We start from the raw sequence: 25,358 nt of genomic DNA on the forward strand, positions 1-25,358 counted from the left end.
CCTTCCTGCTCCGGCCGGGCGGGGACGCTCCGGCCGGCCGCAGCCGCCCCACCCGCGGGTGGGGTCAGTCGAGGACCCGGGCCAGATAGGCCTGGAGCAGGAGGCGGGTCTCGGCTATCAGTGCCGGGTCTCCCGACGGGTCCGCGCGGAAGGCGAGCCGGAGCAGCGCGTCGGCGGCCTCCACGCAGACCAGGACCGTCCGGAGCAGAGCCTCGTCGGTCCCGGAGCGGTGGCCGAGGTGGCCGGAGAGCAGGGTGGTCAGCCGTTCCGCGACCCGCTGGTTCGCGTCGTCGAGCGGATCGGCGACCGGGACGGGCGGGCCGAAGTCGACGAGGGCGAAGCCGGGGACGGAGCGTTTCATGGCCAGGTACTCGTCGAGTACGGCGTCGATGGCCGCGCTCCACTCCTGCGCCGGGATGACCGCGAGACGGCCGACGATCCGCTCGGCGTAGAGGTCCAGGTTCCGCTCGGCCAGGGCGTCGACCAAGGCCCGTTTGTTGGGGAAGAAGCGGTAGACGGAGCCGATGGGCACTCCGGCACGATCGGCCACCGCCCGGGTGGTGAGCTGTTCGTACCCGGTCTCGTCGAGCAGTCCGGCACCGGCGTCGAGGATCCGGGCCAGGCGGTCGGCGCTGCGCTGCTGCACCGGGACGCGCCGGAGGTTCGTAGGCGTAGGGGACACGCGCACCATGATGCCGTGCGCAGTCGTTGCCGGGCCCGGACCGATCAGGGGCCGGCGGCCCGGGCCAAGGTGTGGCGGAGGGCTCCGGGCAGACCGGAGAGACTCCGGAGCCCTCATCACCTGGGCCGCCACCCTCATGACCCGCCGCGTCACCCGTTGACCGGCACCCTCCGGCACCGGTCGCCCAGCGGCTCTTGACCACCCGCGGACCGGAAACGACGCCTCAGGCGCGACGGACCCGCCAGAGCCATGCTGCCGTACCGGCCAGCAGGACGAGCGTCGCCAGGTTGGCCAGGTGGGCCAGGGTGTCGTCGCCCGGGGCGGCGCCGGACGAGACCCAGATGCTGATGGCGACGGTCGGCAGGACGGCCGCGAGCAGAACGCCGGTGGTCTTCTGGACAGAGGTCCAGTGCACCGAGGTGCAGAGCAGCACCGCGCCGATGACGCGGAACAAGGTGCTGCAGAACTGCGCGGCAGGGACCTCGGGGAGGGCCGCCGCGACGAGGAACGGCAGGGTGAGCATCAGGAGCGGGACCAGCGGGTGCACCTTGCCGCGCCGGGCGGGTGCGCCGGCACCGCCCCGGGCCGGGGCCCCGGCGGCCCCGTTCCCCGCCTCGGCCAGCGCCGTCGCCGCGATCGCGCGGGGGTCCCCCAGCTCCGCCAGGATGTCGCCGATCGCGGCATCGGGACGTTCGGCGCGCGTGACCTCGATGTGTTCGGCGAGGTCGGCGAGGAGTTCCTGGCGACGGTCGGCGGGAAGCGCGCAGGCCTCGCGCTCGACGGCGCGGAGGTAGTCGCGTACGGGATCGGCAGAGGTCTTCATGCGGGGTCTCCGGTGGAGGGGTGCGGGGTGGTCAGGAAGGCGTCGACGGCGTTGCGGAAGCCGGGCCAGACGCGGGTGAACTCGTCGAGTGCGGCCCGGCCGCTGTCGGTGAGCGCGTAGTAGCGGCGGGGTGGTCCGGAGGCGGACTCCTGCCAGGTGGTGGTGACCAGGTCGTCGCGGCGGAGCCGGGAGAGCAGCGGGTAGACCGTGCCCTGGCTGGTGGCCAGGGCACCGGAGTCCTGCAGGGCCTGGAGGAGTTCCACTCCGTAGCGGGGGCGGTCCCGCATCAGGGCGAGGACGCAGTACTCCAGGACGCCCTTGCGCAGCTGGGCGGCCGCCCGGGCCTGCTTGGTCGAATCACCTGGTTCCATGCGATGCAAGATACCTGGTGGAGCAAGAGAACGGAAAGGGGAGGGTGGATTCCTCCGACCCGTGGGTCGCGCCGGTGCTCCCGGTCTTCCGGTTCACCGGCAGGCCGTGATCAGGCGCGTGAGGTGACGGACCCGCGGACCGGAGACGGCTCCGGGCTCCGCCGCGGGTCCGGCACTCCGTGGGCCGCTCACCTCACCCCCCGCTCCAGGAGTCCTCCCGCCCCTCCGCGTCCGCCGTGACACCCGAGTGCGCCACGTATGCCGTTGACGGGCCGCGATTCGATTCCTACGGTTGTCCATAGGATTCTTCGTCAGGGGATCCACAGGATTCCTTTTCTCAACGGGAGCGCATGATGAGCGGCATCGAGCAGGCGAGGAAGACCGCGGAAGAACTTCACTACGGGACCGGTTTCGGCAACGAGCACAGTTCGGAGGCCGTCGCCGGCGCCCTGCCCCACGGGCGCAACGCGCCGCAGCGCGCCCCGCTCGGGCTGTACGCGGAACAGCTCAGCGGCTCGGCCTTCACCGAACCCCGGGCCCGTAACCGCAGGTCCTGGCTCTACCGGATCCGCCCCTCGGCGGCCCACCCCGCCTTCGTCCGCATCGACAACGGCACGCTGCGCACCGCCCCGTTCACCGAGACGGTCCCCGACCCCAACCGGCTGCGCTGGGACCCGCTCCCCGACGCCGCACCCGGTACGGATTTCCTGACCGGCCTCTGGACGCTGGGCGGCAACGGCGACGCCGCGCAGCGCACCGGCATGGCCGTGCACCTCTACAGCGCGAACTCCTCCATGACGGACCGGGTGTTCAGCGACTCCGACGGCGAGCTCCTGATCGTCCCCGAGCACGGTGGCCTGCTGCTCCGCACCGAGCTGGGTCTGCTGCGCGCCGAACCGGGCCACGTGGCGCTGATCCCGCGCGGTGTCCGCTTCCGCGTCGAGCTTCTGGACACCACCGCCCGCGGCTACGTCTGTGAGAACTACGGGCAGCCGTTCGTCCTCCCCGACCTGGGCCCGATCGGCGCCAACGGCCTGGCCAACGCGCGGGACTTCCTGGCACCCGTGGCGGCGTTCGAGGACCGCGAGGGTCCCGTCGAGGTGGTCAACAAGTTCTGCGGGAACCTCTGGTCGGCGACGTACGGCCACTCGCCGCTCGACGTCGTCGCCTGGCACGGGAACCACACGCCGTACGTCTACGACCTGCGCCGTTTCAACGTCCTCGGCAGCATCAGCTACGACCATCCCGATCCGTCGATCTTCACGGTCCTGACCTCGCCCTCCGACACCCCGGGTCTGGCAGGGATCGATTTCGTCGTCTTCGCCCCCCGCTGGCTGGTCGGCGAGGACACCTTCCGCCCGCCGTACTTCCACCGCAACGTGATGAGCGAGTACATGGGCCTGATCGAGGGCGCGTACGACGCCAAGGCGGGCGGTTTCGTCCCGGGCGGCGGTTCGCTGCACAACATGATGTCGGCGCACGGCCCCGACCGTGAGACCTTCGACCGGGCGAGCGCGGCGGAGCTGAAGCCGCAGAAGGTCGACGACGGGCTGGCGTTCATGTTCGAGACCCGCTGGCCGGTCACGGCGACCGCCCAGGCGGCGGGTGCGGGCCATCTGCAGCGCGGGTACGACGACGTATGGCAGGGTCTGAGCCGCAACTTCCGGCCGTGAGACCCGCGGCCGCCCGGCGCAGGAAGTCCAGGTGAACCGGATGGATCAGGTGAACGAGGTGCGGCACAAGCCCGCCTTCGCCCCGGACTCCCTCGTGCTGAACCGGAAGCTGCCCCTGTGGTATCAGGTCTCGCAGTCGCTGCGGGCCTCCATACTGGGCCGCCCCCAGACCGCCTCGCCCCGGCTGCCGACCGAGGAGCAGCTCGCCGTGCACTACGGCGTCAGCGTCCTCACCATGCGCCAGGCCCTCAAGGAGCTGGAGACGGAGGGCCTGATCAGCAGGCACCGGCGGCGCGGCACGTTCATCGAGCCGCGCGCCCGGCGGGTGTCGCCGGTCCGGCTGCTGGGTTCGATCGACGCGATCGTCGCCCAGCAGTCGGGCGAGCGGACGACCGTCCTCGGCCACGGTCCGGTCCCCGTCCCGGGGGATCTCGCCGAGTTCTTCCCGGACTGCCCCGAGGTGGTCAGCTACCGGCGGCTGCGCTGCGACGACGACACCGGTGAGCCCACCAACTGGGCGGAGAACGCGGTGCGTCCCGAGATCGCGGCCCTGCTCGACGTGGCCGATCTGGAGCGGTGGCCGATGACCAAGGTGCTGCGCGACGCCGTCGGCGTGCGGATCTCCCGGATCACCGACACCGTGGAGGCCCGGCTCGCCGACCCGGCCACGGCCGAGCTTCTCCAGGTCCCGCTGCTGAGCCCGATCCTGCACTACACGGGCGTGACGTACGACGAGGACGGCCGGGTGGTGGACGTGGCGCGGATCCGGTACCGCGGGGACCGCTTCTCCTTCTCCGTGACGGTGGACGCGCACTGACAACCCCGCCACCACCGCCCGCCGTTACGATGCCGGGGGCGGCGGGGAGGACGACACGGTGGCAGCACAGGTGGCGGCCGGGGGCGCGGCACCCCCGGTGCTGGACGACCTCATGCCGTGGTCCGTACGGCCCCTGAGGACGGGCCGCCCCTGGGTGACCGCCCCGGACGCGGCCTCCCTGCGGGCCCGTTGGGACCTGCTGGTGGAGGCGGAGGGCGTCGAGCAGGAGCGCCTGTTCCGGCCCAGCCGCTCCCGTACACCGCAGACCGCGGCCGCCGCGCTGCCGGGCCGGTCCACCGGGACGGGCGGCTTCGCCAGGGACCCGGGGCCGTATCCCGATCCGGTACGGATCATGCACGGCCCCTTCGACGAGCACTGGCTGATCCCCGACCACCGGCTGCTCGACGCGGCCCGCCCCGAGCTGTGGCGGGTCGCCGACGCGCACCAGCTGTTCGCCGTCGAGCACGGGTACGTGCCGCAGGGCGGCGGGCCCGCCCTGTCCGTGACGGGGCTGCTGCCCGACGGGCACTCACCGGCGGGCCGCCCCGGCCGGATACGGCCGCTCTACCGGCGGCCGGGCGCGCAGGAACCCAATCTCGCACCGGGCCTGCCCGGACTCCTGCACGCGCGGTACGGGGACCCCGGCGGCGCGGAGTCCCTGCTGGCCTGGGCGCTGGCCGCCCCTCCCCGTCCGGGCCCGTCGTACCGCTGCCGGCGGACGGCGCCCTGTGGGCGCAGGGGGTGGCGCTGGGCCGGGAGGTGCTGCGGGTGCAGCTGCGCGGCACGCGCGGCGGGGAGCGCCCGCGGCTGCCGGGCGGCCGTCGGCCGTATGTGCGGGCGGCGATCCCGCCGCGGCCCGAAGGGCTGGACTACGACCCCGGGTCCGGGACGCTGTCCCTCGGCACCGGCCGCGTCTCCCCCGTCCCCGCCGGGGCCTGGGAGTTCCGGGTGAACGGGGTGCGGATGCTGGAGCTCTGGTTCGGGCGCCGTACCAGGCCGGCCGAGGCAGAGGGGCTGACTGCGCTGCGCCCGCGCGGCTGGCCGCAGGAGTGGACCTCGGAGCTGCTCGAACTGATCACCGTCCTGGCCCTGCTCGACGAACTGGCGCCCCGGCAGGAGGCGTTGCGGAACCGGCTGGATGAGGCTCCGGGGCTGACACGGGACGGGTTGCGCGCGGCCGGGGTGCTGCCCGTCCCCGCTTCGGCCCGGCGGCCCGCCTCCGTGCTGGACCACCACGAGGAGGGCCCGGAGGGCCAGTTCGCCCTGCTGTGACCTGCCGGGAGCGGCGGCTTCGTGCGGCTACCCGTCGAACGAGTCCAGCACGCGGCCCAGTGCGCGGTCGAAGACCCCTTCCAGGTCGATCGGTCCGGGGTCCTCGGCGAATCCGGCCGCCATGCGGGGATACCTCCCGGTCGCGATCTGGCTGATCAGATAGCGCGTGCGGATCTCCTGCTCCTGCTCCTCGGACCAGGGGAGCGAGCGGCCGCGTTCCGCCGTGGCGATCTCGTTGGCCACATAGGTGGTGATCACACCGTTGACCATGGCGATGAGTTCCATCTTCTCGCCGAACGGGGCGTCGAACCCGTCCAGGCAGCTGAGGGTGTACTCGATGTAGGCCAGCGTATTCGGGCTGAATCCGTAGACGGGGGACATCAGCCGCGGCACCCAGGTGTGACGGTGCATCATCGCGCGCGCCTGGTGCGCCAGGGCCAGGATGTCGGCCCGCCAGTCGCCGGAGGGCTTCTCCGGCAGGTCGTACTCGGAGCTGACCGCGTCGAACATCAGCTCGTACAGGTCCTCCTTGCGTGGGACGTAGTTGTAGAGCGACATCGTGCCGCAGCCGAGCTCGGCCGCCACCTTGCGCATCGACACCGCGTCGAGGCCCTCCGCGTCGGCGAGCCGCACGGCGGCCGCCGCGATGTCGGCACGGCTGAACGCGGGCTTCGGCCCGCGCCCCGCACGCTCGGGGCGTGCCCAGATCACTTCGGGTACAGCGGGTCGCCCCACCATCGATCACCACCTCACCCACCATCGTAGTTACGTACACCGTACGTAGTGCGCTACGGTGGGCCCATGACAACTACGTACGCCGTACTTAGTGAAGGTCTGGAGAAGCGATACGGAGGCGTCCACGCCCTGCGCGGACTCGATCTCGCCGTCGCCGAGGGCACCGTCTGCGGGGTGCTGGGACCCAACGGCGCGGGCAAGAGCACCGCCGTCCGCGTGCTCACCACGCTGACGGCCCCCGACGGCGGAAGCGCCCGGGTCGCCGGTCACGACGTGGTCCGGGAGGCGGCGGCGGTGCGCGCGGCGATCGGCGTCACCGGACAGAGCACCTCGATCGACGGGGAGCTCTCCGGACGGCAGAATCTTCGGCTCTTCGCGCGGCTGCTCCGCTTCCGGGGCGCGGCGGGCCACGCACGCGCCGACGAGCTCCTGGAACGCTTCGAGCTGACCGAGGCCGCCGACCGGCCCGCCCGTACCTACTCCGGGGGCATGCGCCGCCGTCTGGACCTCGCCGCGGGGCTGCTCACCCGCCCGCGGGTGCTCTTCCTCGACGAGCCCACGACAGGACTCGACCCGCAGAGCCGCAACCAGATCTGGGCCGCCGTGCGCGAGCTTGCGGGGCGGGGCACCACGGTCCTGCTGACCACGCAGTACCTGGAGGAGGCCGACCAGCTGGCCGACGACATCGTGCTCATCGACCGGGGCCGGGCCGCACACCGCGGCACCCCCGCCGGGCTGAAGGCGCTCATCGGCGGTTACGCGGAGGTCGTCGTCGCCGACACGTCGGCGCTCGGGGCCGCGGCTGCGGTGCTCGACCAGCTGACCGGGGCCGAGCCGGTGCTCGACCCCGAGCACCGCACCGTCGGCGCCGTCGCCGCCGACCCCACCCTGACCCTGCCACGCATCGTCCGTGAACTGGACGCGGCGGGGGTCCCCCTGATCGACGCGAGCCTGCGTCCGCCCACCCTCGACGAGGCCTTCCTCCGGCTGACCGGCCGGGGAGACGTCCGCACAGCGAAGGAGCCGGCAGCATGAGCACCACCATCCTGGTCCACGAGCGGAGCCCGGCGCCCGCCACGGGCGGCACCCTGATCGCCGACGGGCTGGCGATGACCGGCCGTCACCTGCGGAAGATCAAGGCCGCGCCCGGCGTCCTGATCCTGACCCAGACCATGCCGATCACCATGCTGCTGTTCTTCGGCTACGTCTTCGGCAGCGCGCTGGCGGTGCCCGGTCAGCAGTACCGTGCCTTCCTGGTGCCCGGTCTCCTCGCGGCGACGGCCGCCAACGGCCTGATGACCGGCATGTTCCAGGCGGCGCAGGACTGCGACCGCGGGGTGATGGACCGCTTCCGTACGCTGCCGATGAGCCGGGCCGCGGTGCCGCTCGGCTCCACAGCCGCCGAGGTGCTGACCACCGCGGCCGGCCTGGTTCCCCTGATGCTCGTCGGACTCGCGGCGGGCTGGCGGATCGAGGGCGGCGCCGCCGGCGCCCTGGCAGCGTTCGGGTTGCTGCTGCTCTTCCGGTTCGCCACGTCCTGGGCGGGCTACTGGCTCGGTCTGCTGATCCGCAACGAGGAGGCGGCGGGCCAGCTCGGCAGCGCGACGTTCATCCTTCCGCTGCTCTCCAGCGCGTACATCCCGACGGACGACCTGCCTGGCTGGCTGCGCACGCTCGCCGAGTGGAATCCGATCAGCGCCCTGGCCGCGGCCACCCGCGACCGCTTCGGCAACGCGGCACCGGCGGCGGACGCGGCCTGGCCGTCCGCACATCCCGTCGCCGGAACGCTGGCGTGGGCGGCACTCCTGCTCGCGGTGTTCGTCCCGCTGACGGTGCGGCGGTACGCCCGCGGCGGCAGGGCGTGACAAAGGTGCCGCCCACACGGTAAGCACGGTGCTCATGAGCAGCACGCAGCCCCTCCCCCTGGACGGCGTCACCGTCGTCGCCGTCGAACAGGCCGTCGCCGCCCCCTTCGCCACGCGGCAGCTCGCCGACCTGGGCGCACGGGTCATCAAGATCGAGCGTCCGGACGGCGGCGACTTCGCCCGCGGCTACGACACCACGGCGCGCGGGCTCGCCTCGCACTTCGTCTGGTGCAACCGCGGCAAGGAGTCCGTCGCGATCGACCTCAAGGACCCGCGCGGCCTGGACCTGGTGCGCCGGCTCGTCGCGGACGCCGATGTGTTCGTGCAGAACCTGGCGCAGGGCGCGGCCGCGCGGCTCGGTCTCGACGCGGCCACCCTGTGCGCCGCGCACCCCCGCCTGGTGGCCGTGGACATCTCCGGCTACGGTGCCGGCGGGCCGTACGCGCACAAGCGGGCGTACGACATGCTCGTCCAGTGCGAAGCGGGCCTGGTGTCGGTCACCGGCACCCCGGAGCAGCCGGTGAAGGCGGGTGTGCCGGCCGCCGACATCGCGGCGGCGATGTACGCCTTCTCCGGGGTCCTCGCGGCACTGCTGCGGCGCGCGAACACGGGGCGGGGCGGGGCGGTGGAGGTCTCGATGCTGGACTCGCTGGCCGAGTGGATGGGGCATCCGCTGCACCACGGGATGCACGGAGGGGGGACCCCGGTACGCACGGGACTCGCGCACGCGGTCATCGCCCCGTACGACGCGTACCGCACCGCGGACGGAGAACAGCTGCTGCTCTCCGTGCAGAACGACCGGGAGTGGCGTCGGCTCACGGAGCGGGTGCTGGAGCTGCCCGGGCTGGCCGACGATCCGGACTTCGCGACGAACACGGCACGGACGGCGAACCGGGAGCGGACCGACGCCGTGGTGGGCGAGGCGCTCGCCGGACTGACCGGCGAGGAGGCGCTGGCCCGGCTGGAGGCGGCGGGAATCGCCTGCGCCCGGCTGAACACGGTCGCCGATGTGGCGGCCCATCCCCAGTTGGCCGCACGGGACCGGTGGCGGGAGGTGGACTCGTCGGTGGGTCCGCTGCGGGCACTGCTGCCCCCGATCACGCTGCCGGGCGGGGCGCAGACGCCGATGGGTGCCGTACCGGCGCTGGGTGAACACACCGGCGCAACGCTGCGGGCCCTGGGGATGACGGACGAACAGACGGCAGCACTGCGCCGGGACGGAGTGATCTCGGATTCGGCCCCGAGCGGTGGGCCGGACCGGTCGTGACGGGCCGTGGGATCAGTGGCGGCTGCCGAGGAGCGAGCGTCGCAGTCGCCGCAGCGGCGCGAAGAGCGAGACACGCGCGCTCCTGCTCCTGCGGGTGTGCGCGACGTCGCGCGAGGTCAGCTCGAGCATCAGCAGCGTCGCTTCCGCGGACTCGCGCTGCGGAACGGCAGGGCCGCCCAGCACCGCGAGATGGCGGTCGAGGCGCGAACTGGTCGCACTGCTCCCACACGTGATGGCAGGCACGCGCGGCCTGCTGCGCATCGTTATCTGTTCCATGTCACTCCCCACCCGTACGAGGGCACCCGGCCCGGGCAGGTCAACCCTATCGTCCCGCGACGGAACTCGTGTATCCCGGCCCAGGATTGCCCACACGTGCACGGAGGTTGACGTGCCGTTACCGAACGCGGCCGGTTCCGGGCCGGGCTGTGCCGACATGGCGTGGATCCGTCCGCACCGCGCGCCGCCGCTGACGGAGGACCACCGTGCGCACCGTGCCGGGCGACGGCCGGATGCCCGGCGTACGGGAGGAGACCCCGGGCGACGGGGCCCCCTCCCCCGCGGACGGCTGCGCGGTACGGACGCGGGCTGTACGCGTGCGGGCGGTGCGTGCGCGGGTGCGATCAGGCCTTCGCGTCGAGGACGGGGAGGTAGCCGCCCGACTGTCCGGCCGCGGTGGGATGGTAGGACTCGCCGATGTTGAGCCAGTTCACGCTGTGCAGCCAGGCGCTGCCCGAGCAGATCTCGTGCCCGGTGAAGGCGGGGGTGACGTCGCCGAAGGTGAAGCCGTGGTCGGCGGCCCGCTTGGCGGTGGCCGCGTTGAGGTAGTCGGACGCGTCGTTGATGGCGGAGCGTTCCTTCTCGCTCAGTCCGGCGAGGCAGCTGCCGCCGAGCTTGTAGAAGCGGGGGTATCCGAGGACGACGACGTGGGCGGCGGGTGCCTTGGCACTGATCGCCCCGTACACCGAGTCCAGCTTGCCGGGGAGGGTCGAGTCGACGTAGCCGCGGGCGGTGGCGATCCGGCTCAGGCAGGTGGCCTCGGACTGCAGGACACAGGTGGTCATGACATCGGCGAAGCCCGCGTCGTTGCCGCCGATGGAGATCGAGACGAGGTCGGTGGAGGAGCTGAGCGGGCCGAGCTGACCGGTCGTGACATCGCCGGTCCTGGCTCCCGAGCACGCGGTGAAGGCGAACGAGGCGGGCGCGTTGGCCGCGGCCCAGAGGGCGGGGTAGGCCCGGGTGCTGCGCTTGCAGTCGCCGCTGGCACTGTCGTAGCTGCCGGCTCCGACACCGGAGGAGTACGAGTCGCCGAGCGCCACGTAGTCGACCGCCTGTACGGATTCCTCGGCGTTGGCGACGCCCGCACCCGTCAGGGCGAGAACGGTACCGAGGAGCAGAGAGGACGAGAACGCCACGAGTCTGGACATTTTCATGGAACCTCCTTGGGCAGGATCTCTGCCTACTCCGTGGTAGCAGCCCCACCGGCAATTCCGGAAGTGTCCATGCCAAGAATCTTCCAGAAGGACCTGCCTGCAACATTCCTGACGGTCCGTCACGTAGGAGTCGGGCATTCGGCGCCCCGGGGGCGAGGTCACCGACGCGGATCCGCACGCATGAGGCGGGGCCGGTCCGGACAGGGGCGCGGGCACTTCCGGCCGGGCCGCGCGAGCCGCAGGGGCGGCACGCGCGGGCTCGTGAAACCTGGGTGCGCGGGGTGCCGCCGTGACGGATCATGGGCGCCATGTCTGCCAACCCCGAGTCCGCCCTGCCGATCCGGCTCAATGTCGACGACAGCGATTCGCCGTCCGACGTCGTGGACGCGCTGTTCCTGGGCCGCTTCGCGACGGGCGAGCAGCCGTACTCGCACAGTTCCTCCCTCGACCGTGTGCGGTCGGGGGCGACCCTGCTGCCGGCGGCGGCCAGGGTGCTGCGGGCCGCCCGTGACGACGACCGCAGTGCCACGCTCGCCGAGGGCGACGGATGGACGCTGCTGATCTCGCGGTGGAACAGGGGCGCCGACGTCACGGTCACCGCCACCACCTCCGAGCTGGCCGAGAAGGTGCTGGCCGAGGCCACGGACGGCGCCCGGGACGAACCGGAGCCGCAGCCCGACAACGTGACGATGGGCTTCTGGTACGTCTCCCCGCGCCGGGGGCCGCACCGCACCACCCGGCAGATCGCCGCCGGTGCGTGGGACGAGGTCCGCGCCAACTACACGGCTCCGGTGGCCGGTGCCCTGGACCGGCTGATGAAGGTCACCCCGGACGACATCGCCGGCCGGCTGCTCCTGCTGCACGGCCCTCCCGGCACCGGCAAGACCTCCGCGCTGCGCACCCTCGCCCGGTCGTGGCGGGACTGGTGCCAGGTCGACTGCGTGCTGGACCCGGAGCGGCTCTTCAACGACGTCGGCTATCTGATGGACATCGCCATCGGCGAGGACGACGGATCGGCGAAGGGCCGGTGGCGGCTGCTGCTCCTGGAGGACTGCGACGAGCTGATCCGCGGCGAGGCCAGGCACACGGCCGGCCAGGCGCTGTCCCGGCTGCTGAACCTGACGGACGGTCTGCTGGGCCAGGGCCGCAACGTACTGGTGGGGGTGACGACCAACGAGGACCTGGAGCGGCTGCACCCGGCGGTCGTGCGCCCCGGCCGTTGTCTGGCCCGGATCGAGGTGGGTTCACTGACCCGCGCCGAGTCGGTGTCCTGGCTGGGCACGGAGGAAGGGCTCGGCCGCGAGGGCGCGACGCTCGCCGAGCTGTACGCGCTGCGGCGGGGCAACGGTCCCGCGTCCGTGCCGAAGCAGGACGCGGGGGCGGACGCGGGGCTGTACCTCTGAGCACCTGAGCACCCGCTGAGCGCCACAACCCGTTCGTCCCGGGGGCCTTGCTAGCCCTCGTAGGCCGCCCGCACCGCGTCCTCGGCCAGGGAGAGGGCTTCGGCCCTGGACAGGCCGAGGCGCCTGGCCTCCCCTGCGTACGCCTGGGCGGCCGTGGCCGCCCTGCGCGCGGCCGCGTCGCCCGCGGCGGCGACGAACGTGCCGTTGCGGCCGCGGGTCTCGATGACCCCGTCGGCCTCCAGCGCCCGGTAGGCCTTGGCGACGGTGTTGGCGGCGAGGCCCAGGTCCTCGGCGAGGCCGCGTACCGTCGGGAGCCGGTGGCCTACGGGCAGGGCGCCGGAGCGGGCCTGTTCGGAGAGCTGGGTGCGCAGCTGCTCGTACGGAGCCGTGGCGGAGTCCGGATCAATGGCGATCTTCAGGGTCACGGGCCGATTCTCCCCCACCGCCGGAAATTCGGAGGCGACCGGCCGGGTCGCCCGCGTACCGTCCGGCTCATGACGGTGATCGTGCGTGACTTCCTGCCCTCCGACGCGGAGGCCTGGGTACGGGTGCGCCGTGCCGCGCTGCCCTGCATGGTGACGACCCCGGAGCAGGTGCGGCGTGACCTGGCCGACGCACATCCCGACAAGCGGTTCCGGCTGCTGGTCGCGGAGGAGGACGGCGAGGTGATCGGCACCGCCCAGGTCGGCATCGCCTACGAGACCCCGGAACCGGGCCAGGGGTTCTGCAATCCCTACACCCATCCGGACAAGGTGGGGCGCGGGGCGGGCTCGCTCCTGGTGCGGACCGCCGAGGAGTATCTGGCCGGCGTCGGCGCGGTCGCCGTCCACACCTGGGTGCTCGACGGGCCGGCCCACCGCGCGTTCGCCGAGAGGCGCGGCTATGTGGCGAGCCGTACGGCCCACTTCCTCCATCTGGATCTGACGAAGTGCACGCTGCCGCCGCTCCAGGAGGTTCCGGCCGGCGTGGAGTTGCTCACCGCGGCCGACTTCGAGGGCGATCCGCGCCCGCTGTTCGAGGCGGACGCCGAGACGACCTCGGACGAGCCGAGCGACACCCCGTCCGAACTGGCCGACTACGAGGACTGGCTGAGGACGACCTGGGGCAGGCCCGGGTTCGACCACGGGCTCACCTCGGTCGTGGTGGTGGAGGGGCACGTGGCGGCGTTCAGCGTGGCCGAGACCGACGGTCTGACCCGCTACTCGTCGGGCATGACCGGTACGCGGCGCGCCTTCCGGGGCCGGGGTCTGGCCAAGCTCGCGAAGAACGACTCGCTGCACCGGGCGCGGGCCGCCGGATACACGGACGCCTACACCGGCAACGACGCGGGGAACGGTCCGATGCTGGCGATCAACCACTGGTTCGGCTACACGATCTGTGCGACGGAGGTACGGCATGTCCACCGTCTCGCCTGAGAGCGCGCTGTTCGTCACCCTGGTCAAGGCGGGCAGCACCAAGATCCGGTACCCGGCCGGCCTCGTCCACGAGGACGGCACCCGCGTCACGGTCCGGGCCCCCTGGGCCGCGCCGCACACCCGGGACTTCGGCTTCGTACGGTTCGAGCCGGGCGATGTCTTCACCGAGCACTACTGGCGCGACCGGTGGTACGCGGTGAAGGAGGTCCGCACCGGCGGCGGGGAGCTCAAGGGCTGGTACTGCGACATCACCCGGCCCGCCGTCCTGCGAAACTCCGAACTCCTGGTCGAGGACCTGGATCTCGACCTGTGGGTGTCGGCGGACGGCTCGTCCGTGCTGCGGCTGGACGAGGACGAGTTCGAGGAGAGCGGCCTGGCCGGCCGGGACCCGGTGGCGGCACAGGCGGCCGTACGGGCCCTGGACGAGCTGGAACACCTGGCCCGCACAGGGGGCCTGGCGGACCTCCTCCGTTAGGGCACGACCAGCTCCACCTCGTACCCCGCCGCGTTCTCCAGGTACACCGCGTGGGGCCCGCTGCCGCCGGTGTACGGACGCCGGCCGGTCAGGAGCAGCCGCCAGCCGTGCTCGGGGGCGCGGTGCACCAGCGCGTCGAGCGTCTCGTGGTCCCGGACGTGGAACGCCAGGTGGTTGACGCCGGGGAGCCGCCTGTCGTGTGTGGCGCCGGTCAGGTCCGGTGACTGTTCGACCACCACATAGCTGTCACCGCGCCGCCAGCTGCGGCCCCGCGCCCAGCGCTGGTACGGGACATGGCCCAGCTCGCCCAGCAGCCAGCCCCAGTCCGACTCGGCCTCCGCGAGATCGGGCACCCACAGCTCGATGTGGTGCACCCCGCCGGTGGGGGCCGCGGCCACCGGCAACGGGACGGCACGCCGTATCCCGTCCGGTGCGTGGGCGACCGGGTCGCCGTCCTCGTGCCAGTGGAGCAGGAAGCGCTCCCCCGCGCGGTAGCCGTCGAGTCCCGCACGGCAGTACGCCACGATGTCGTCCGGGAGCGCGTGCAGCGGGAACCAGCCGAGCTCGGAGCACTTCTCCGGCTCGGCGTTGCGGGGCGGGCGCTGCGGGTCGTACGCCGCCTCGAAGAACCAGCCCGTCCTGGGGCTGCCGCCGGGCCCCCGGTGCTGCATGACCAGGGCTACCCGGAGCTCGTCCGGGTCCAGCACGACGCCGGTCTCCTCGGCGGCCTCCCGGATCATCGCCTCCCGGACGTCCTCGCCGTCCTCCACATGGCCGGAGGGTGCGTGGAGCAGCCCGTCCGCGTATCCGGTGCCCGCCCGGCGGCCGAGCAGCACGTCGGTGCCCCGGCGCAGCAGCAGGTGGACGTCGACCACCTCCGCGTGCCGGTGGGCCGGCTCGGCGCGGGCCACCAGGGCGTACCGCTCGTCGTCGACCTCCCTGCCCCAGAGCCGGGGGTCGCCGGAGAGCGGCTCGTGGTGGATGCGCTCCGTGTGCGGGGTGAGCAGCCCGGTGAGGCGGGCCGCGGACAGTCCGACCCCGCCCCACACCCCTTCGATCAGCACCAGCCGCCCGCCGGGCTTCAGCAGGCCGAACCAGCCGCGCAGGGCGGCCACCGGGTCGGGGAGCAGCCACACCACGTGCCGGGCCAGGATCACGTCGAACCGCCGTGTCCCGACGGGCGGGTGGTCCGCGTCGCCGACGAGCACCTCGGCGCCCGTCCCGGCGAGCTTGGCCCGCGCCCGCTCGGCCATGCGCGGCGACCGGTCGACGGCGGTGACCCGGTGGCCCTGGCCGGCGACCAGCAGCGCCAGGCTGCCCGTGCCGCACCCGAGGTCGAGGACCTCGGAGCACGCCGCGGGCAGCCACGTCTCCATCCGCCGCGCCCAGGCGTCGCGGACGACGGGGTCGAGGAGCCCGTGGTCGGGCTCCTCGTCGAACGAGTCGGCGGCGGCGTCCCAGTCGGTCGTGGTCATGGGAACGATCCTCTCAGCCGCCACCGACAATCCGTCAGGACCTGTGGCGCACCACCAGCTTCCTCACCAGCGGCCAGGCCAGGATCAGCAGGACGATCGCGTACACCGTCACGGAGAACGGGGTGTCGACCAGACCCGTCACACTGCCGTCGCTGATCTGCAGGGCGCGGCGCAGCTGCTGTTCGGCGGCCGGGCCGAGGATGACGGCGATGACCGCCGGAAGCACCGGCAGCCCGTACCGCCGCATCCCGAAGCCGATCAGCCCGATGACCAGCAGGATCACCAGGTCGACGGCCTCCCCGCCGACCGCGTACGCGCCGACGGCGGCGAAGAACAGGATGCCCGCGTAGAGGTAGGGGCGCGGGATCCGCAGCAGCTTCGCCCACAGCGGTGCCAGGGGCAGGTTGAGCGCGAGGAGCAGCACCATGCCGACGAAGAGCGAGGCGATCAGGCCCCAGACCAGTTCGGGTTCGCGCTCGAACAGGAGCGGGCCCGGCTGGATTCCGTACTGCTGGAAGGCCGCCAGCATCACGGCGGCGACGGCGGTCGTGGGCAGCCCGAGGGTGAGCATGGAGACGAGGGTCCCCGCGGCGGAGGCCGAGGCCGCCGACTCCGGGCCGGCGACGCCCTCGATGGCACCCTTGCCGAACTCGTCGCGGTGCTTGGAGAGCCGCTTCTCGGTGACGTACGAGAGGAACGTGGGGATCTCCGCGCCGCCCGCGGGCACGGCACCGAACGGGAAGCCGATGAACGGCCCGCGCAGCCAGGACTTCCAGGTGCGGCGGACGTCCGCCCTGTCGAGCCAGGGGCGGCCGACGGGGATCGGCTCACCGGTGGAGCGGCGCAGATGGGCGGCGACCCACAGGGCCTCACCGATGGCGAAGAGCCCGACCGCGACGATCACCACGTCGATGCCGTCGGCCAGTTGGAGCGAGCCGAAGGTCAGGCGCTGCTGGCCGGTCATCCCGTCCAGGCCGACGAGGCCGATGGTGAGCCCGATGAGGAGCGAGGCGAGGCCGCGGATCCGTGAGGAGCCGAGGACGGAGGTGACGGCGATGAAGGCCAGCACCATGATCGCGAAGTAGTCCGGGGCACCGATGCCGACGGCGAGCGAGGCGACGGTGGGGGCGAGGACGACCAGCAGGATCGTGCCGATCATGCCGCCGGCGAAGTGGCCGATGGCCGCGGCGGCCAGGGCCTGCGCGCCACGTCCGGCCTTCGCCATCGGGTTGCCCTCGATCGCGGCGACCACGGCCGCGCTCTCCCCCGGGGTGTTGAGGAGGATGGACGTGGTGGAGCCGCCGAACATCGCCCCGTAGTAGATCCCGGCGAACATGATGAAGGCCCCGGTCGGTTCGAGTCCGTACGTCACCGGCAGCAGCAGCGCGACGGCCATGGCCGGCCCGATGCCGGGGAGCACCCCGATCGCCGTGCCGAGCAGGACGCCGAGCGCGGCCCAGAGCAGATTGACGGGTGTGAGTGCCGTGCCGAAGCCGTCGATGAGGGAGTTGAGGGAATCCATCGGTCAGAGCACCCCCATCAGCGGGCCGCCGGGGAGGGGAACCCCGAGCAGGCGGTCGAAGACGAAGTAGGTGGCGAGCGAGAGGCCCGCCGCGATGAGCGGGTCACGGTCGAGGTGACGGCTGCCGAGCGCGTACGCGCAGCCCCAGAAGAGCAGTGCGCCGGAGACGGGGAAGCCGAGCGGGCCGATGAGGACGGCGAAGGCGAGGAAGACCCCGGTGAGCAGGGCGACGGTCCGCCGGTCGGCCGGTTCGGCGAGGTCGACGTCCTCGCCCGCTTCCGCTTCGCCACGGCCGCCGCGCAGCACGTCGACGGCGAGGAGCACGGCGACGACGAGCAGCCCGGTCCCGACGGCGACCGGGACGGTCCTCGGGCCGACGGGCCCGCGCTGGGTGAGGTCCACGTCCATCGTGAGGGCGTCGGTGAGGACCAGGGCGCCCAGGACGAACAGCAGGACGCAGACGCCGAGTTCGGAGTGCTCGCGCAGCCAGGAGCGGGCGGGAGCGGGCGCGGTCACAGTCCCAGCTCCTTCAGCACCGTGGCGACCCGGTGGTCCTGGTCCTCCAGGAAGTCGCCGAAGGCGTCACCGGTGAGGAACGCGTCGTCCCAGCCGTTCCTCTTCATGGAGTCCTGCCACTGCTTCGAGGCGTGCAGCCCCCGCACCAGTGAGACGAGCTTGTCCCGTTCGGCGTCGGAGAGGCCCGGCGGGGCGACGATGCCGCGCCAGTTGGTGAAGTCGGTGTCCAGCCCGGCCTCGCGGAGGGTGGGCGCGTCGAGACCCGGGACCCGCTTCGGACCGGTGACGGCGAGCAGTCGCAGCTCCCCGGCCCGGATCTGGTCCAGGTACTCGCCGACGCCGGAGACGCCGAAGCCGACCTTGTTCCCGAGGATGGACGCGAGCAGTTCGCCGCCGCCGTCGAAGGGGATGTAGTTGACCTCTCCGGGGGCGATGCCGGCGGCCTTCGCCATCAGCATGGGGGCCAGATGGTCGGGCCCGCCGGGCGCGGAGCCACCGCCGACGGGGATGCGGCCCGGGTCCTTCTTCCAGGCGGTGAGCAGCTGGTCGATGGTTCTGTACGGGGAGTCCTTGGCGACGACGACGATGTCCTGCTCCTCGGTGAGCCGGGCGATCGGGGTCGTGTCGGCAAGGGTCTTGGGCGACTTGTTGGTGTGGACGGCGCCCACGACCCCGAGGCCCATGGACATGGCGAGCTTGCCGTTGCCGTGTTCGCCGGCCAGCCGGGTCACCCCGACGGTGCCGCCCGCGCCGGGCAGGTTGAAGACCTCGATGCTGTGGGTGAGCCCGGCGTCCTCGGCGTTCTTCGCGGCGGTGCGCGCCGTGATGTCGTACCCGCCGCCGGGTGTGTTGGGGACCATGAAGCGTAGTCCGGGGATCTGCGTGCCGGTGTCGGAGTCGCTGCCCGCGGAGAGCAGCGGTGGTCCCACGACCACCAGCAGCGCCGCCCCGAACAGGGCGAGTGGAGTGCGCAATCGCACCGGGTGCCACCTTTCGGCCATGCGTGGACGGGTGTGAGGTGGCCCACATGCTGCCCGCGCGCCGACCGGCTGTCTCCGTTCCGGAATCAATGGACGTTGTGGTCGTTGCGGTCGCGACCTACCGTGTCGGCGTGACGAAAGTGCTGGTGGTGGACGACGACTTCATGGTCGCGAAGCTGCACAGCCGCTATGTGTCCGCGATGGACGGTTTCACGGTCGTCGGCGTGGCACACAGCGGTGCCGACGCCCTGCGCGCGGCCCGTCGGCTGCGCCCCGATCTGGTCCTGCTCGACATCTTTCTGCCCGACATGGACGGCATCGCCGTGCTGCGGGAGCTGCGCGCGGCGGAGGAGCGGGACGGGGACACCCGCAGCGCGGACGCGCTGTTCATCACGGCGGCGCGTGACGCGGGGGTGGTCAGGGCGGCGCTGCGCGCCGGTGCCCTGCACTATCTGATCAAGCCGTTCCACCGCTCGGCGCTGGAGGAGCAGCTGCAGCACGTGGCCTCGCTGCGCAACCGTCTGGACGCGCTCGACGAGGCCCGTCAGGAGGCCCGCCAGGAGGACGTGGACCGCATCTTCGGCACCCGCCCCCCTGGCTCACGCGAACTCCCCAAGGGCCTCGCCGCCCGCACCGCCGGCCTGGTGGAGCGCATCCTGCGCGACCACCCGGCCGGTCTGTCGGCCTCCGAGTGCGCGGAGGCGGGCGCCCTGTCCCGCGTCAGCGCCCGCCGCTACCTCGAGTACTTCGCGGGGACGGGACGGGCCGAGGTCTCGCTGCGGTACGGGGGGACGGGGCGGCCGGAGCGTCGCTACCGGGCGGTGTCCTGACGGCCGGCCGGCCCTGCACGTTCACCGCGGCCGGGTCCCCTGTGCGTCGCTCCGCGCAGGGGACCCGGCACGTCTCAGCCGATCACCGAGGCGCAGGTGGTCGGGGTGGCGTGCGCCGGGTCGAGGGCGTTCTCGACCTCGTGGAAGGCGATCCGGTCGATGGTCCCGATCGCCACGTGCTCGGACAGGTCGACCGGGCACAGGTCCTGGAGCAGGACGTTGCGTACGTTCGGTCCGTCCAGGTACTGCGTGCGGTACGGGGTGACGACCTCGTCGTACCGGGTCGCGATGACGGTGTAGCGGACCCCGGGAACGGTGTCCCCGCCCGCGTTGAGCTTGGTCATGAAGGGGGATCCGGCGATCTGGTCGGCGAGGCCGGGGGTGTTCGTCGTGAGGAGGTCCCCGATGCCGGGGAAGTACGGCAGCAGCCCGGTGAGGCCCAGGAGCGTCGTGCCGTGGTTGTCGGGGGCGATCCCGATCAGCGCGTTCACCTTGTCGGCGCCGCCGAGGAACTTCAGGTAGTAGTGGGGCATCATGCCGCCCTGGGAGTGGCCGACGATGTCCGCCTTCGTGGTTCCGGTGGCACCGAGCACCTTGTCGACGAACGCGTCGAGCTGTTCGGCCGACTTGTCGATCGGTCCCAGGCCGTTGAAGAGGGGCACGCCGGGGAGCTGACCGTAGTCGAGCGAGAAGACGCAGTAGCCCCGGTTGACGAGGTACGGCGCGAGGACGAGCCAGTTGTCGATCGAGTTCCCGAAGGTTCCGTGGACCAGGACGACCGGGCGCGGGTGGGCCGCGGAGGGCTTGCAGGAGTAGTCGTTCCAGCCGCGGGACGACGCGGTGGCTTCCACGGTGGGGGTGGCCGCGGCCGCGGTCGCCGTGGGGGTGGCGAGTGCGGCGACGGCGAGGAGCAGTGCGGCGAGCGTGCGGCGAGTGCGTGGGGTGCGTGAGGCACGGGTCCAGGGCAGCATCGTGTGGTCTCCTTGCGGCTCAAGGGAGTTGCGATGTGGGTGCGCCCTGTGGTCCGGACCACAAGTCGAATGTGCTGATGTCTCGGTGCGGGGTGGTCCTGTGCGCGGTGGTTCCGTGTGCCGCCGTTCCGCGAGCGGCAGTTTTGTGTGCTCATGCCAAATTACGCGCCGGTAAGGTCGCGCGGGAAGTTACGCGTCGGTAAAAACTGGGACGGCCGTCAGGCCGCGAGCCTCCCCGGCTTCACGGCCTGCGGACCGAACCGGGCCCGCAGCGTGTCGGAGACCGCCTCGATCCGCCGCGCCCGCTCGTCCACCGGGTCGAAGGTGAGCTGGCGGGAGGCGCGTTCCGCGTCGTGCAGTCCCTCCGCCCGCAGCGCGATCCCCCGCACCCGCGCCCGCTGCAGTCCGAACGAGTCCTGGATCCGGTACGCGAGCGAGGTGAGCGCCGCCGAGTGGGCGGTGGGCTCCTGGAGCGTACGGCTGCGGGTCAGCGTCTCGTAGCCGGTCCGGCCCGCGTACCGCACCGAGACCGCGAGCGAACGGCACACCTGCCCCTCACCGCGCAGTCTCGCCCCCAGTTCCTCGGTGAGCGAGAGGAGCGCGCGGCGGTGCTGCTCCGGGTCCAGCTCGTCGCGGGGGAAGGAGTGTTCGGCGGCGGCCGAGCGGGCGGCGGCGTTCGGCAGGACCTTCGTGCGGTCGACACCGTTCGCCCGTTCCCACAGGTCGCGCCCGGTCCGTACCCCGGTGATCCGCTGCAGCGTGGCGAGCGGTGCGGCGGCGATCCGGCCGACGGAGTCGAGCCCGTATCCGCACAGGGTGCGCGCGGTCGCCGTCCCCACACCGTCCAGCGCGGCGGCGGGTTGGGCCGCGAGGAATCCCGCGGCCCCGCCGGCGGGCACCACGAAGGTCGTCCCGGGCGCCGCCCGCCGCGCGGCCATCCGGGCCAGCATGGGATTCTCCGCCGCCCCGATCGCACAGTCCACGCCGTGCAGGGCGAGTGCGCGGACCCGGATCACCGAGGCCAGCCCCGTCGTGTCCTGCCCGAAGTAGCGCAGCGCACCGCCGACATCGGCGAGCGCGCCGTCGGGCGGCGCGGCCTCGACGACCGGGGTGAACGCGCCGAGGAGTGCGAGCAGGCCCTCGTAGGCGGCACTGTCCGGCGGGCCGCCGCCGATCCGGCAAAAGCGCAGGCACAGGACGGCCGGCTGTTCGTCGCTCATCCCGCGCTCCCCGGGCTCCGGTGCCACAGTTTCCTTCCGGTGGGCGCCCCTTCCCCGGCGGGCCGGAGGTCGGACCAGGGGTTCATCTCGTAGCCGGTCGGCAGCTGGATCCGGCGGCCGTCGCCGGAGGCCTCCTCCTCACCGGGAGCGGGCACCTCCGCCAGCCGGGCCGCGACCGCGTCGAGTCCGCCGGTCCGCCGCAGCTCCGCCAGTTCCGCCAGATTCCAGGCCGCCGCCCCCACCACGCTCATGCTGCGCGGGCCGCGCCGCTGGACGACTCCGCGCACCAGCAGCAGCCAGGAGTGGAAGACGGTATGGGCGCAGGCGGCGTGGCTGTCGTCGAAGAAGGCCAGGTCGACCAGGCCCGTACCGTCGTCCAGAGTGGTGAAGATGACCCGTCGCCCGGAGCGGACCGGCGGGGTCTGGGTGGCCGCCTTGGCGCCCGCGACCAGCACGGTCTCGCCGTGCCCGGCCTCCCGCAGCCGCTTGGCCGAGACCGCGCCCAGCTCCTCCAGGAAGGCGTGGTGATCGTCCATCAGATGATGGGACACATCCATGCTGAGGACGCCGAGCTCGGCGCTGAGGCGTTCGGCTTCGTTGAGGTCGGGCAGGCCGATGGTGCCGGTCCGCCGCCCGTCACCGAGCGGGAGCTGTGCACCGTTCCCCCTGGCCCCGGAGCCGCGCTGGGCGCGGTGGAGTTCGGACAGGTGCAACAGCAGGTCCCGGCGGTTGGCGCCGAAGGCGTCCAGCGCACCGACCTGGGCCAGCCGTTCCGCGGCGGGCCTTCCCGGCCTGGCCCGCTGCCAGAAGTCGAGCAGCGAGGAGTAGGGCTGCCCGGCCTCGATCCGGGCGACCTCGGCCTCGCTGATCCCATGGACGTCCGAGAGGGCCAGCCGTAGCCCCCACACCCCATCATCAGACACCAGTTCGATCCGATGGGCCGCCGCCGACCGGTTCACGTCCAGCGGCAGCACCGGCACCCCGCGCCGCCGCGCGTCCGCGAGCAGCAGCCGCTTCGGGTACATCCCGGGGTCGTGGGTGAGCAGCCCGGCGTAGAAGGCCGCCGGGTGGTGTGCCTTGAGCCATGCCGACTGGTACGTCGGTACGGCGAAGGCGACCGCGTGCGCCTTGCAGAACCCGTAGCTGCCGAATGCCTCGACGATCTCCCAGGTCCGGGCGATCACGTCGGTGTCGTACCCCCTCTCCGCGGCCCGCCGGGCGAACCAGATCCTGATCCGGCCCTGCGACTCGGGGTCGGAGAGCCCGCGCCGCACGCGGTCGGCCTCACCACGGCCGCAGCCGGTCATGATGTCCACCATCTCGATGATCTGTTCGTGGAAGACGACCACCCCGTAGGTGTCGCGCAGCGGCCCCTCCAGGTCGGGGTGCGGGTAGCGGACGGGTGCCCGTCCGTGCCTGGCCTCGATGAACGGCCGCACCATGTCGGCGGCGACGGGCCCGGGGCGGAACAGCGAGATGTCGACGACCAGGTCGTGGAAGGTGGCGGGCTGGAGCCGGCCGACCAGGTCGCGCTGGCCCGGCGACTCGATCTGGAAGCAGCCCAGCGTCTCGGTGCTCCTGATCAGCCGGTACGTCTCCGGGTCGCCCGGCGGTACGGCGTCCAGGTCGAGCTCCTGCCCCGAGGCCCGCTTCAGCTCGGTGACCGCGTGTGCCATCGCCGACTGCATCCGTACGCCGAGCACATCGAGTTTGAGCAGCCCGAGGTGCTCCACGTCGTCCTTGTCGAACTGCGCCATCGGGAAGCCCTCGCCGCTGGTGGGCATCACGGGCGTACGCCGCAGCAGGGAGTCGTCCGAGAGGAGTACCCCGCACGGGTGCATGGCGATGCCGCGCGGCAGGGCGTCCAGTGCCTCCACCAGGTCCCAGAGCCGGCCGTACTCCTCCTTGCGCCCGGCCACCTCGCGCAGTTCGGGCAGCTCCTCCATCGCGGCACGGGCGTCCCTGGCCCGGATGTGCGGGAAGGCCTTGGCGAGCCGGTCGGTCTCGGCCGGGTCCATGGAGAGCGCGGCGCCGACGTCCCGGATGGCGTGGCGCACCCGGTAGGTCTCGGGCATGGAGACGGTCGCGACCCGCTCGGCACCGAAGCGCCCGATGATCGCGCGGTAGACGTCGAGGCGGCGGGCCGACTCCACGTCGATGTCGATGTCGGGCAGCACGAAGCGTCGCTCGGACAGGAAGCGTTCCATGAGCAGGCCGTGTTCGACCGGGTCGGCGTGGGCGATCCCCAGGAGGTGGTTGACCAGGGATCCCGCGCCGGATCCGCGCGCGGCCACCCGTATGCCCATCTCCTTCACGTCGTCCACCACCCGAGCGACCGTCAGGAAGTACGAGGCGAAGCCGTGGTGGGCGATGATGTCCAGCTCGTGGTGCATCCGCTCCCAGTAGGCACGCCTGCCGTCGAGACCGCGCAGCACCATGCCGGCGGCGGCGCGGGAGGCCAGTACCCGCTGGGCGGTGCGGTGGGCCGCGCCGACGAGATGCGGTTCGGGGAAGTGGACGCTGCCCAGGCCCAGGTCGTCCGCCGGGTCGACGCGGCAGGCGTCGGCGGTGCGCCGGGTCTCCGCGAGCAGCCGCTCCCCCGCGTCCCTTCCGAGCCCCGCGGCGGAGGTGATCCGCTCGGCGGTCTCCCGCATCGCGCGGGCGTCCTTGAGCCAGCGCTCCCCGGTGTCGAGGGGGGAGCGGCGCGGGTCGACGGGGACGAGCCTGCGGGCCGAGTCGAGCACATCGGCGACCGGCCCCTGCCCGGGGTCGGCGTACCGCACGGCGTTGGTCAGTACGGCGCGCACCCCCTGCTCGGCGGCGAAGCCGACGGTACGGGCGGCGAGCCGCAGCGATCCGGGGCCGGTGCCCTCACGGCCGTGGTGGACGGCTTCGAGGCGCAGGTCGTCGCCGTAGATCTCCCGCCAGGGGGCGAGCAGCGCGGCGGCCCGGTCGGGGCGGCCGGCGGCCAGCGCCGCGCCGACCTCGGAGGCGGGGCCGAGCAGCACGGTGAGCCCGTCGGCGGGCAGGGCGGACCGGTCGAGCAGGGGCTGCCCCGGATCGCCGGCAGCGGCGGTGACCGGGGGCCGGCCTTGACCGGGAGGAGCGGCGTGGGCCGTGGTGACCAGTCGGCAGAGCTCGGCCCAGCCCCGTGCGCCGTCCCGCGCGAGGAAGGTGACCCGGGGTGCGGATTCATCGACGAAGGCACCGCCGCGCACCGGTGCGCGCAGCCGGTGCGTGGGCCCTCCCGCTCCCGTACGCCGCGCCACCGCGAGCTCCACCCCGAAGAGCGGGCGGATCCCGGCCTTCTCGCAGGCCCGGGCGAAGCGGACCGCACCGGCGAGGGTGTCGCGGTCGGTCAGCGCGAGGGCGTCCATCCCCCGCTCGACGGCACGCTCGGCCAGCCGCTCCGGGTGCGAGGCCCCGTACCGCAGGGAGAACCCGGAAACGGTACGCAGATGCGTGAAGCCTGGCATCCGCACCTCCTGGACCGATCTGTACTCGCCACCCCCTCGCTCTCCACCATAGACCAAGTTTCGAACGTTCGTACGATAACCGGAGCCGGGCCGGCCCACCGCCCCTCACCTCCGCCAATCGGCCCCGTCCGGCCTGCGTG

General features: G+C 72.8%; 23 protein-coding genes and 1 pseudogene. 10 read left to right on the forward strand and 14 right to left on the reverse strand.

Annotation, left to right across the window (positions count from 1 at the left end; all coding sequences use genetic code 11):
- Positions 1–64: 64 nt before the first annotated feature.
- The 3 genes from AB0F38_RS24125 to AB0F38_RS24135 all read right to left on the reverse strand — a co-directional run bounded on the left by AB0F38_RS24125 (position 65) and on the right by AB0F38_RS24135 (position 1,876).
- Positions 65–691: a TetR/AcrR family transcriptional regulator gene (locus AB0F38_RS24125; RefSeq protein WP_361897020.1), complete on the reverse strand. Its 627-nt coding sequence runs from the start codon at positions 689–691 to the stop codon at positions 65–67.
- Positions 692–905: 214 nt separating this feature from the next.
- The gene (locus tag AB0F38_RS24130) at positions 906–1,505 is read right to left on the reverse strand and encodes a hypothetical protein (RefSeq protein WP_361897023.1); all 600 of its coding nucleotides are present in this window, start codon (positions 1,503–1,505) and stop codon (positions 906–908) included.
- Entirely contained in the window at positions 1,502–1,876 is a 375-nt protein-coding gene (locus AB0F38_RS24135; RefSeq protein WP_361897026.1) for a PadR family transcriptional regulator, read from the reverse strand. Before AB0F38_RS24135 ends, AB0F38_RS24130 begins: the two co-directional genes overlap by 4 nt.
- A 353-nt stretch (positions 1,877–2,229) precedes the next feature.
- Here AB0F38_RS24135 and hmgA point away from each other — a divergent pair, with 353 nt between their 5' ends.
- The 3 genes and pseudogenes from hmgA to AB0F38_RS24150 all read left to right on the forward strand — a co-directional run bounded on the left by hmgA (position 2,230) and on the right by AB0F38_RS24150 (position 5,638).
- Complete coding sequence (gene hmgA, locus AB0F38_RS24140; protein WP_361897029.1) at positions 2,230–3,549, forward strand: homogentisate 1,2-dioxygenase; 1,320 nt, start codon at positions 2,230–2,232, stop codon at positions 3,547–3,549.
- Positions 3,550–3,589: 40 nt separating this feature from the next.
- Positions 3,590–4,366, forward strand: coding sequence for a GntR family transcriptional regulator (locus AB0F38_RS24145; RefSeq protein ID WP_361897032.1), 777 nt, complete (start codon positions 3,590–3,592; stop codon positions 4,364–4,366).
- A 112-nt stretch (positions 4,367–4,478) separates the two neighbouring features.
- Positions 4,479–5,638: pseudogene (locus AB0F38_RS24150) on the forward strand (type ISP restriction/modification enzyme).
- A gap of 27 nt (positions 5,639–5,665) precedes the next feature.
- On the opposite strand, the gene AB0F38_RS24155 reads toward AB0F38_RS24150, so the two are convergent.
- Entirely contained in the window at positions 5,666–6,376 is a 711-nt protein-coding gene (locus AB0F38_RS24155) for a TetR/AcrR family transcriptional regulator (protein ID WP_361897035.1), read from the reverse strand.
- Positions 6,377–6,439: 63 nt separating this feature from the next.
- Here AB0F38_RS24155 and AB0F38_RS24160 point away from each other — a divergent pair, with 63 nt between their 5' ends.
- From AB0F38_RS24160 to AB0F38_RS24170, 3 genes are all read left to right on the forward strand, one after another.
- The gene (locus AB0F38_RS24160; protein ID WP_361897038.1) at positions 6,440–7,408 is read left to right on the forward strand and encodes an ATP-binding cassette domain-containing protein; all 969 of its coding nucleotides are present in this window, start codon (positions 6,440–6,442) and stop codon (positions 7,406–7,408) included.
- Positions 7,409–7,482: 74 nt separating this feature from the next.
- A complete protein-coding gene (locus AB0F38_RS24165) occupies positions 7,483–8,238 on the forward strand; it encodes an ABC transporter permease (protein ID WP_361897284.1) in 756 nt (251 codons plus the stop codon).
- A gap of 34 nt (positions 8,239–8,272) precedes the next feature.
- Complete coding sequence (locus AB0F38_RS24170; protein ID WP_361897041.1) at positions 8,273–9,505, forward strand: CaiB/BaiF CoA-transferase family protein; 1,233 nt, start codon at positions 8,273–8,275, stop codon at positions 9,503–9,505.
- A 12-nt stretch (positions 9,506–9,517) separates the two neighbouring features.
- Here the strand turns inward: AB0F38_RS24170 and AB0F38_RS24175 are convergent, their stop codons facing one another.
- A complete protein-coding gene (locus AB0F38_RS24175) occupies positions 9,518–9,781 on the reverse strand; it encodes a hypothetical protein (RefSeq protein WP_361897044.1) in 264 nt (87 codons plus the stop codon).
- A gap of 344 nt (positions 9,782–10,125) precedes the next feature.
- Positions 10,126–10,935, reverse strand: coding sequence for an SGNH/GDSL hydrolase family protein (locus AB0F38_RS24180; RefSeq protein WP_361897047.1), 810 nt, complete (start codon positions 10,933–10,935; stop codon positions 10,126–10,128).
- A 299-nt stretch (positions 10,936–11,234) separates the two neighbouring features.
- Between AB0F38_RS24180 and AB0F38_RS24185 the strand changes: the two genes are divergently transcribed.
- Positions 11,235–12,338, forward strand: a complete 1,104-nt coding sequence (locus AB0F38_RS24185; RefSeq protein WP_361897050.1) for a DUF5925 domain-containing protein — start codon at positions 11,235–11,237, stop codon at positions 12,336–12,338.
- A 50-nt stretch (positions 12,339–12,388) separates the two neighbouring features.
- Here the strand turns inward: AB0F38_RS24185 and AB0F38_RS24190 are convergent, their stop codons facing one another.
- Entirely contained in the window at positions 12,389–12,763 is a 375-nt protein-coding gene (locus tag AB0F38_RS24190; protein WP_361897053.1) for a GntR family transcriptional regulator, read from the reverse strand.
- 69 nt (positions 12,764–12,832) lie between these two features.
- On the opposite strand from AB0F38_RS24190, the gene AB0F38_RS24195 reads away from it, so the two are divergent.
- Together AB0F38_RS24195 and AB0F38_RS24200 are read left to right on the forward strand one after the other, a co-directional pair.
- The gene (locus AB0F38_RS24195; protein WP_361897056.1) at positions 12,833–13,753 is read left to right on the forward strand and encodes a GNAT family N-acetyltransferase; all 921 of its coding nucleotides are present in this window, start codon (positions 12,833–12,835) and stop codon (positions 13,751–13,753) included.
- Positions 13,734–14,228 carry a DUF402 domain-containing protein gene (locus AB0F38_RS24200; RefSeq protein ID WP_361897059.1) on the forward strand — a complete coding sequence of 165 codons (495 nt, stop codon included), beginning with the start codon at positions 13,734–13,736 and terminating at the stop codon, positions 14,226–14,228. Before AB0F38_RS24195 ends, AB0F38_RS24200 begins: the two co-directional genes overlap by 20 nt.
- Here the strand turns inward: AB0F38_RS24200 and AB0F38_RS24205 are convergent.
- Genes AB0F38_RS24205 through AB0F38_RS24220 form a run of 4 tightly spaced genes read right to left on the reverse strand, consistent with a single transcriptional unit; the run spans position 14,225 to position 18,721 of the window.
- The gene (locus AB0F38_RS24205) at positions 14,225–15,703 is read right to left on the reverse strand and encodes a trifunctional class I SAM-dependent methyltransferase/NUDIX hydrolase/VOC family protein (RefSeq protein WP_361897062.1); all 1,479 of its coding nucleotides are present in this window, start codon (positions 15,701–15,703) and stop codon (positions 14,225–14,227) included. The two genes, AB0F38_RS24200 and AB0F38_RS24205, sit on opposite strands and share 4 nt — an antisense overlap.
- Before the next feature lie 34 nt (positions 15,704–15,737).
- Entirely contained in the window at positions 15,738–17,225 is a 1,488-nt protein-coding gene (locus tag AB0F38_RS24210) for a tripartite tricarboxylate transporter permease (protein ID WP_361897065.1), read from the reverse strand.
- 3 nt (positions 17,226–17,228) lie between these two features.
- Entirely contained in the window at positions 17,229–17,741 is a 513-nt protein-coding gene (locus tag AB0F38_RS24215) for a tripartite tricarboxylate transporter TctB family protein (protein ID WP_361897068.1), read from the reverse strand.
- Positions 17,738–18,721, reverse strand: coding sequence for a tripartite tricarboxylate transporter substrate-binding protein (locus AB0F38_RS24220; protein WP_361897071.1), 984 nt, complete (start codon positions 18,719–18,721; stop codon positions 17,738–17,740). Before AB0F38_RS24220 ends, AB0F38_RS24215 begins: the two co-directional genes overlap by 4 nt.
- A 131-nt stretch (positions 18,722–18,852) precedes the next feature.
- On the opposite strand from AB0F38_RS24220, the gene AB0F38_RS24225 reads away from it, so the two are divergent.
- Positions 18,853–19,551, forward strand: a complete 699-nt coding sequence (locus tag AB0F38_RS24225; protein WP_361897074.1) for a response regulator — start codon at positions 18,853–18,855, stop codon at positions 19,549–19,551.
- Positions 19,552–19,625: 74 nt separating this feature from the next.
- On the opposite strand, the gene AB0F38_RS24230 is transcribed toward AB0F38_RS24225, so the two are convergent.
- The 3 genes from AB0F38_RS24230 to AB0F38_RS24240 all read right to left on the reverse strand — a co-directional run bounded on the left by AB0F38_RS24230 (position 19,626) and on the right by AB0F38_RS24240 (position 25,218).
- Positions 19,626–20,522, reverse strand: coding sequence for an alpha/beta fold hydrolase (locus AB0F38_RS24230; protein ID WP_361897077.1), 897 nt, complete (start codon positions 20,520–20,522; stop codon positions 19,626–19,628).
- Positions 20,523–20,740: 218 nt separating this feature from the next.
- A complete protein-coding gene (locus tag AB0F38_RS24235) occupies positions 20,741–21,742 on the reverse strand; it encodes a hypothetical protein (RefSeq protein WP_361897079.1) in 1,002 nt (333 codons plus the stop codon).
- Positions 21,739–25,218 (reverse strand): DNA polymerase III subunit alpha, encoded by a 3,480-nt coding sequence (locus AB0F38_RS24240; protein WP_361897082.1) that lies wholly within the window; start codon positions 25,216–25,218, stop codon positions 21,739–21,741. Before AB0F38_RS24240 ends, AB0F38_RS24235 begins: the two co-directional genes overlap by 4 nt.
- Between the last annotated feature and the right edge of the window lie 140 nt (positions 25,219–25,358).

The organism is Streptomyces sp. NPDC025273 (assembly GCF_040638585.1).
GTDB lineage: Bacteria > Actinomycetota > Actinomycetes > Streptomycetales > Streptomycetaceae > Streptomyces > Streptomyces cinereorectus.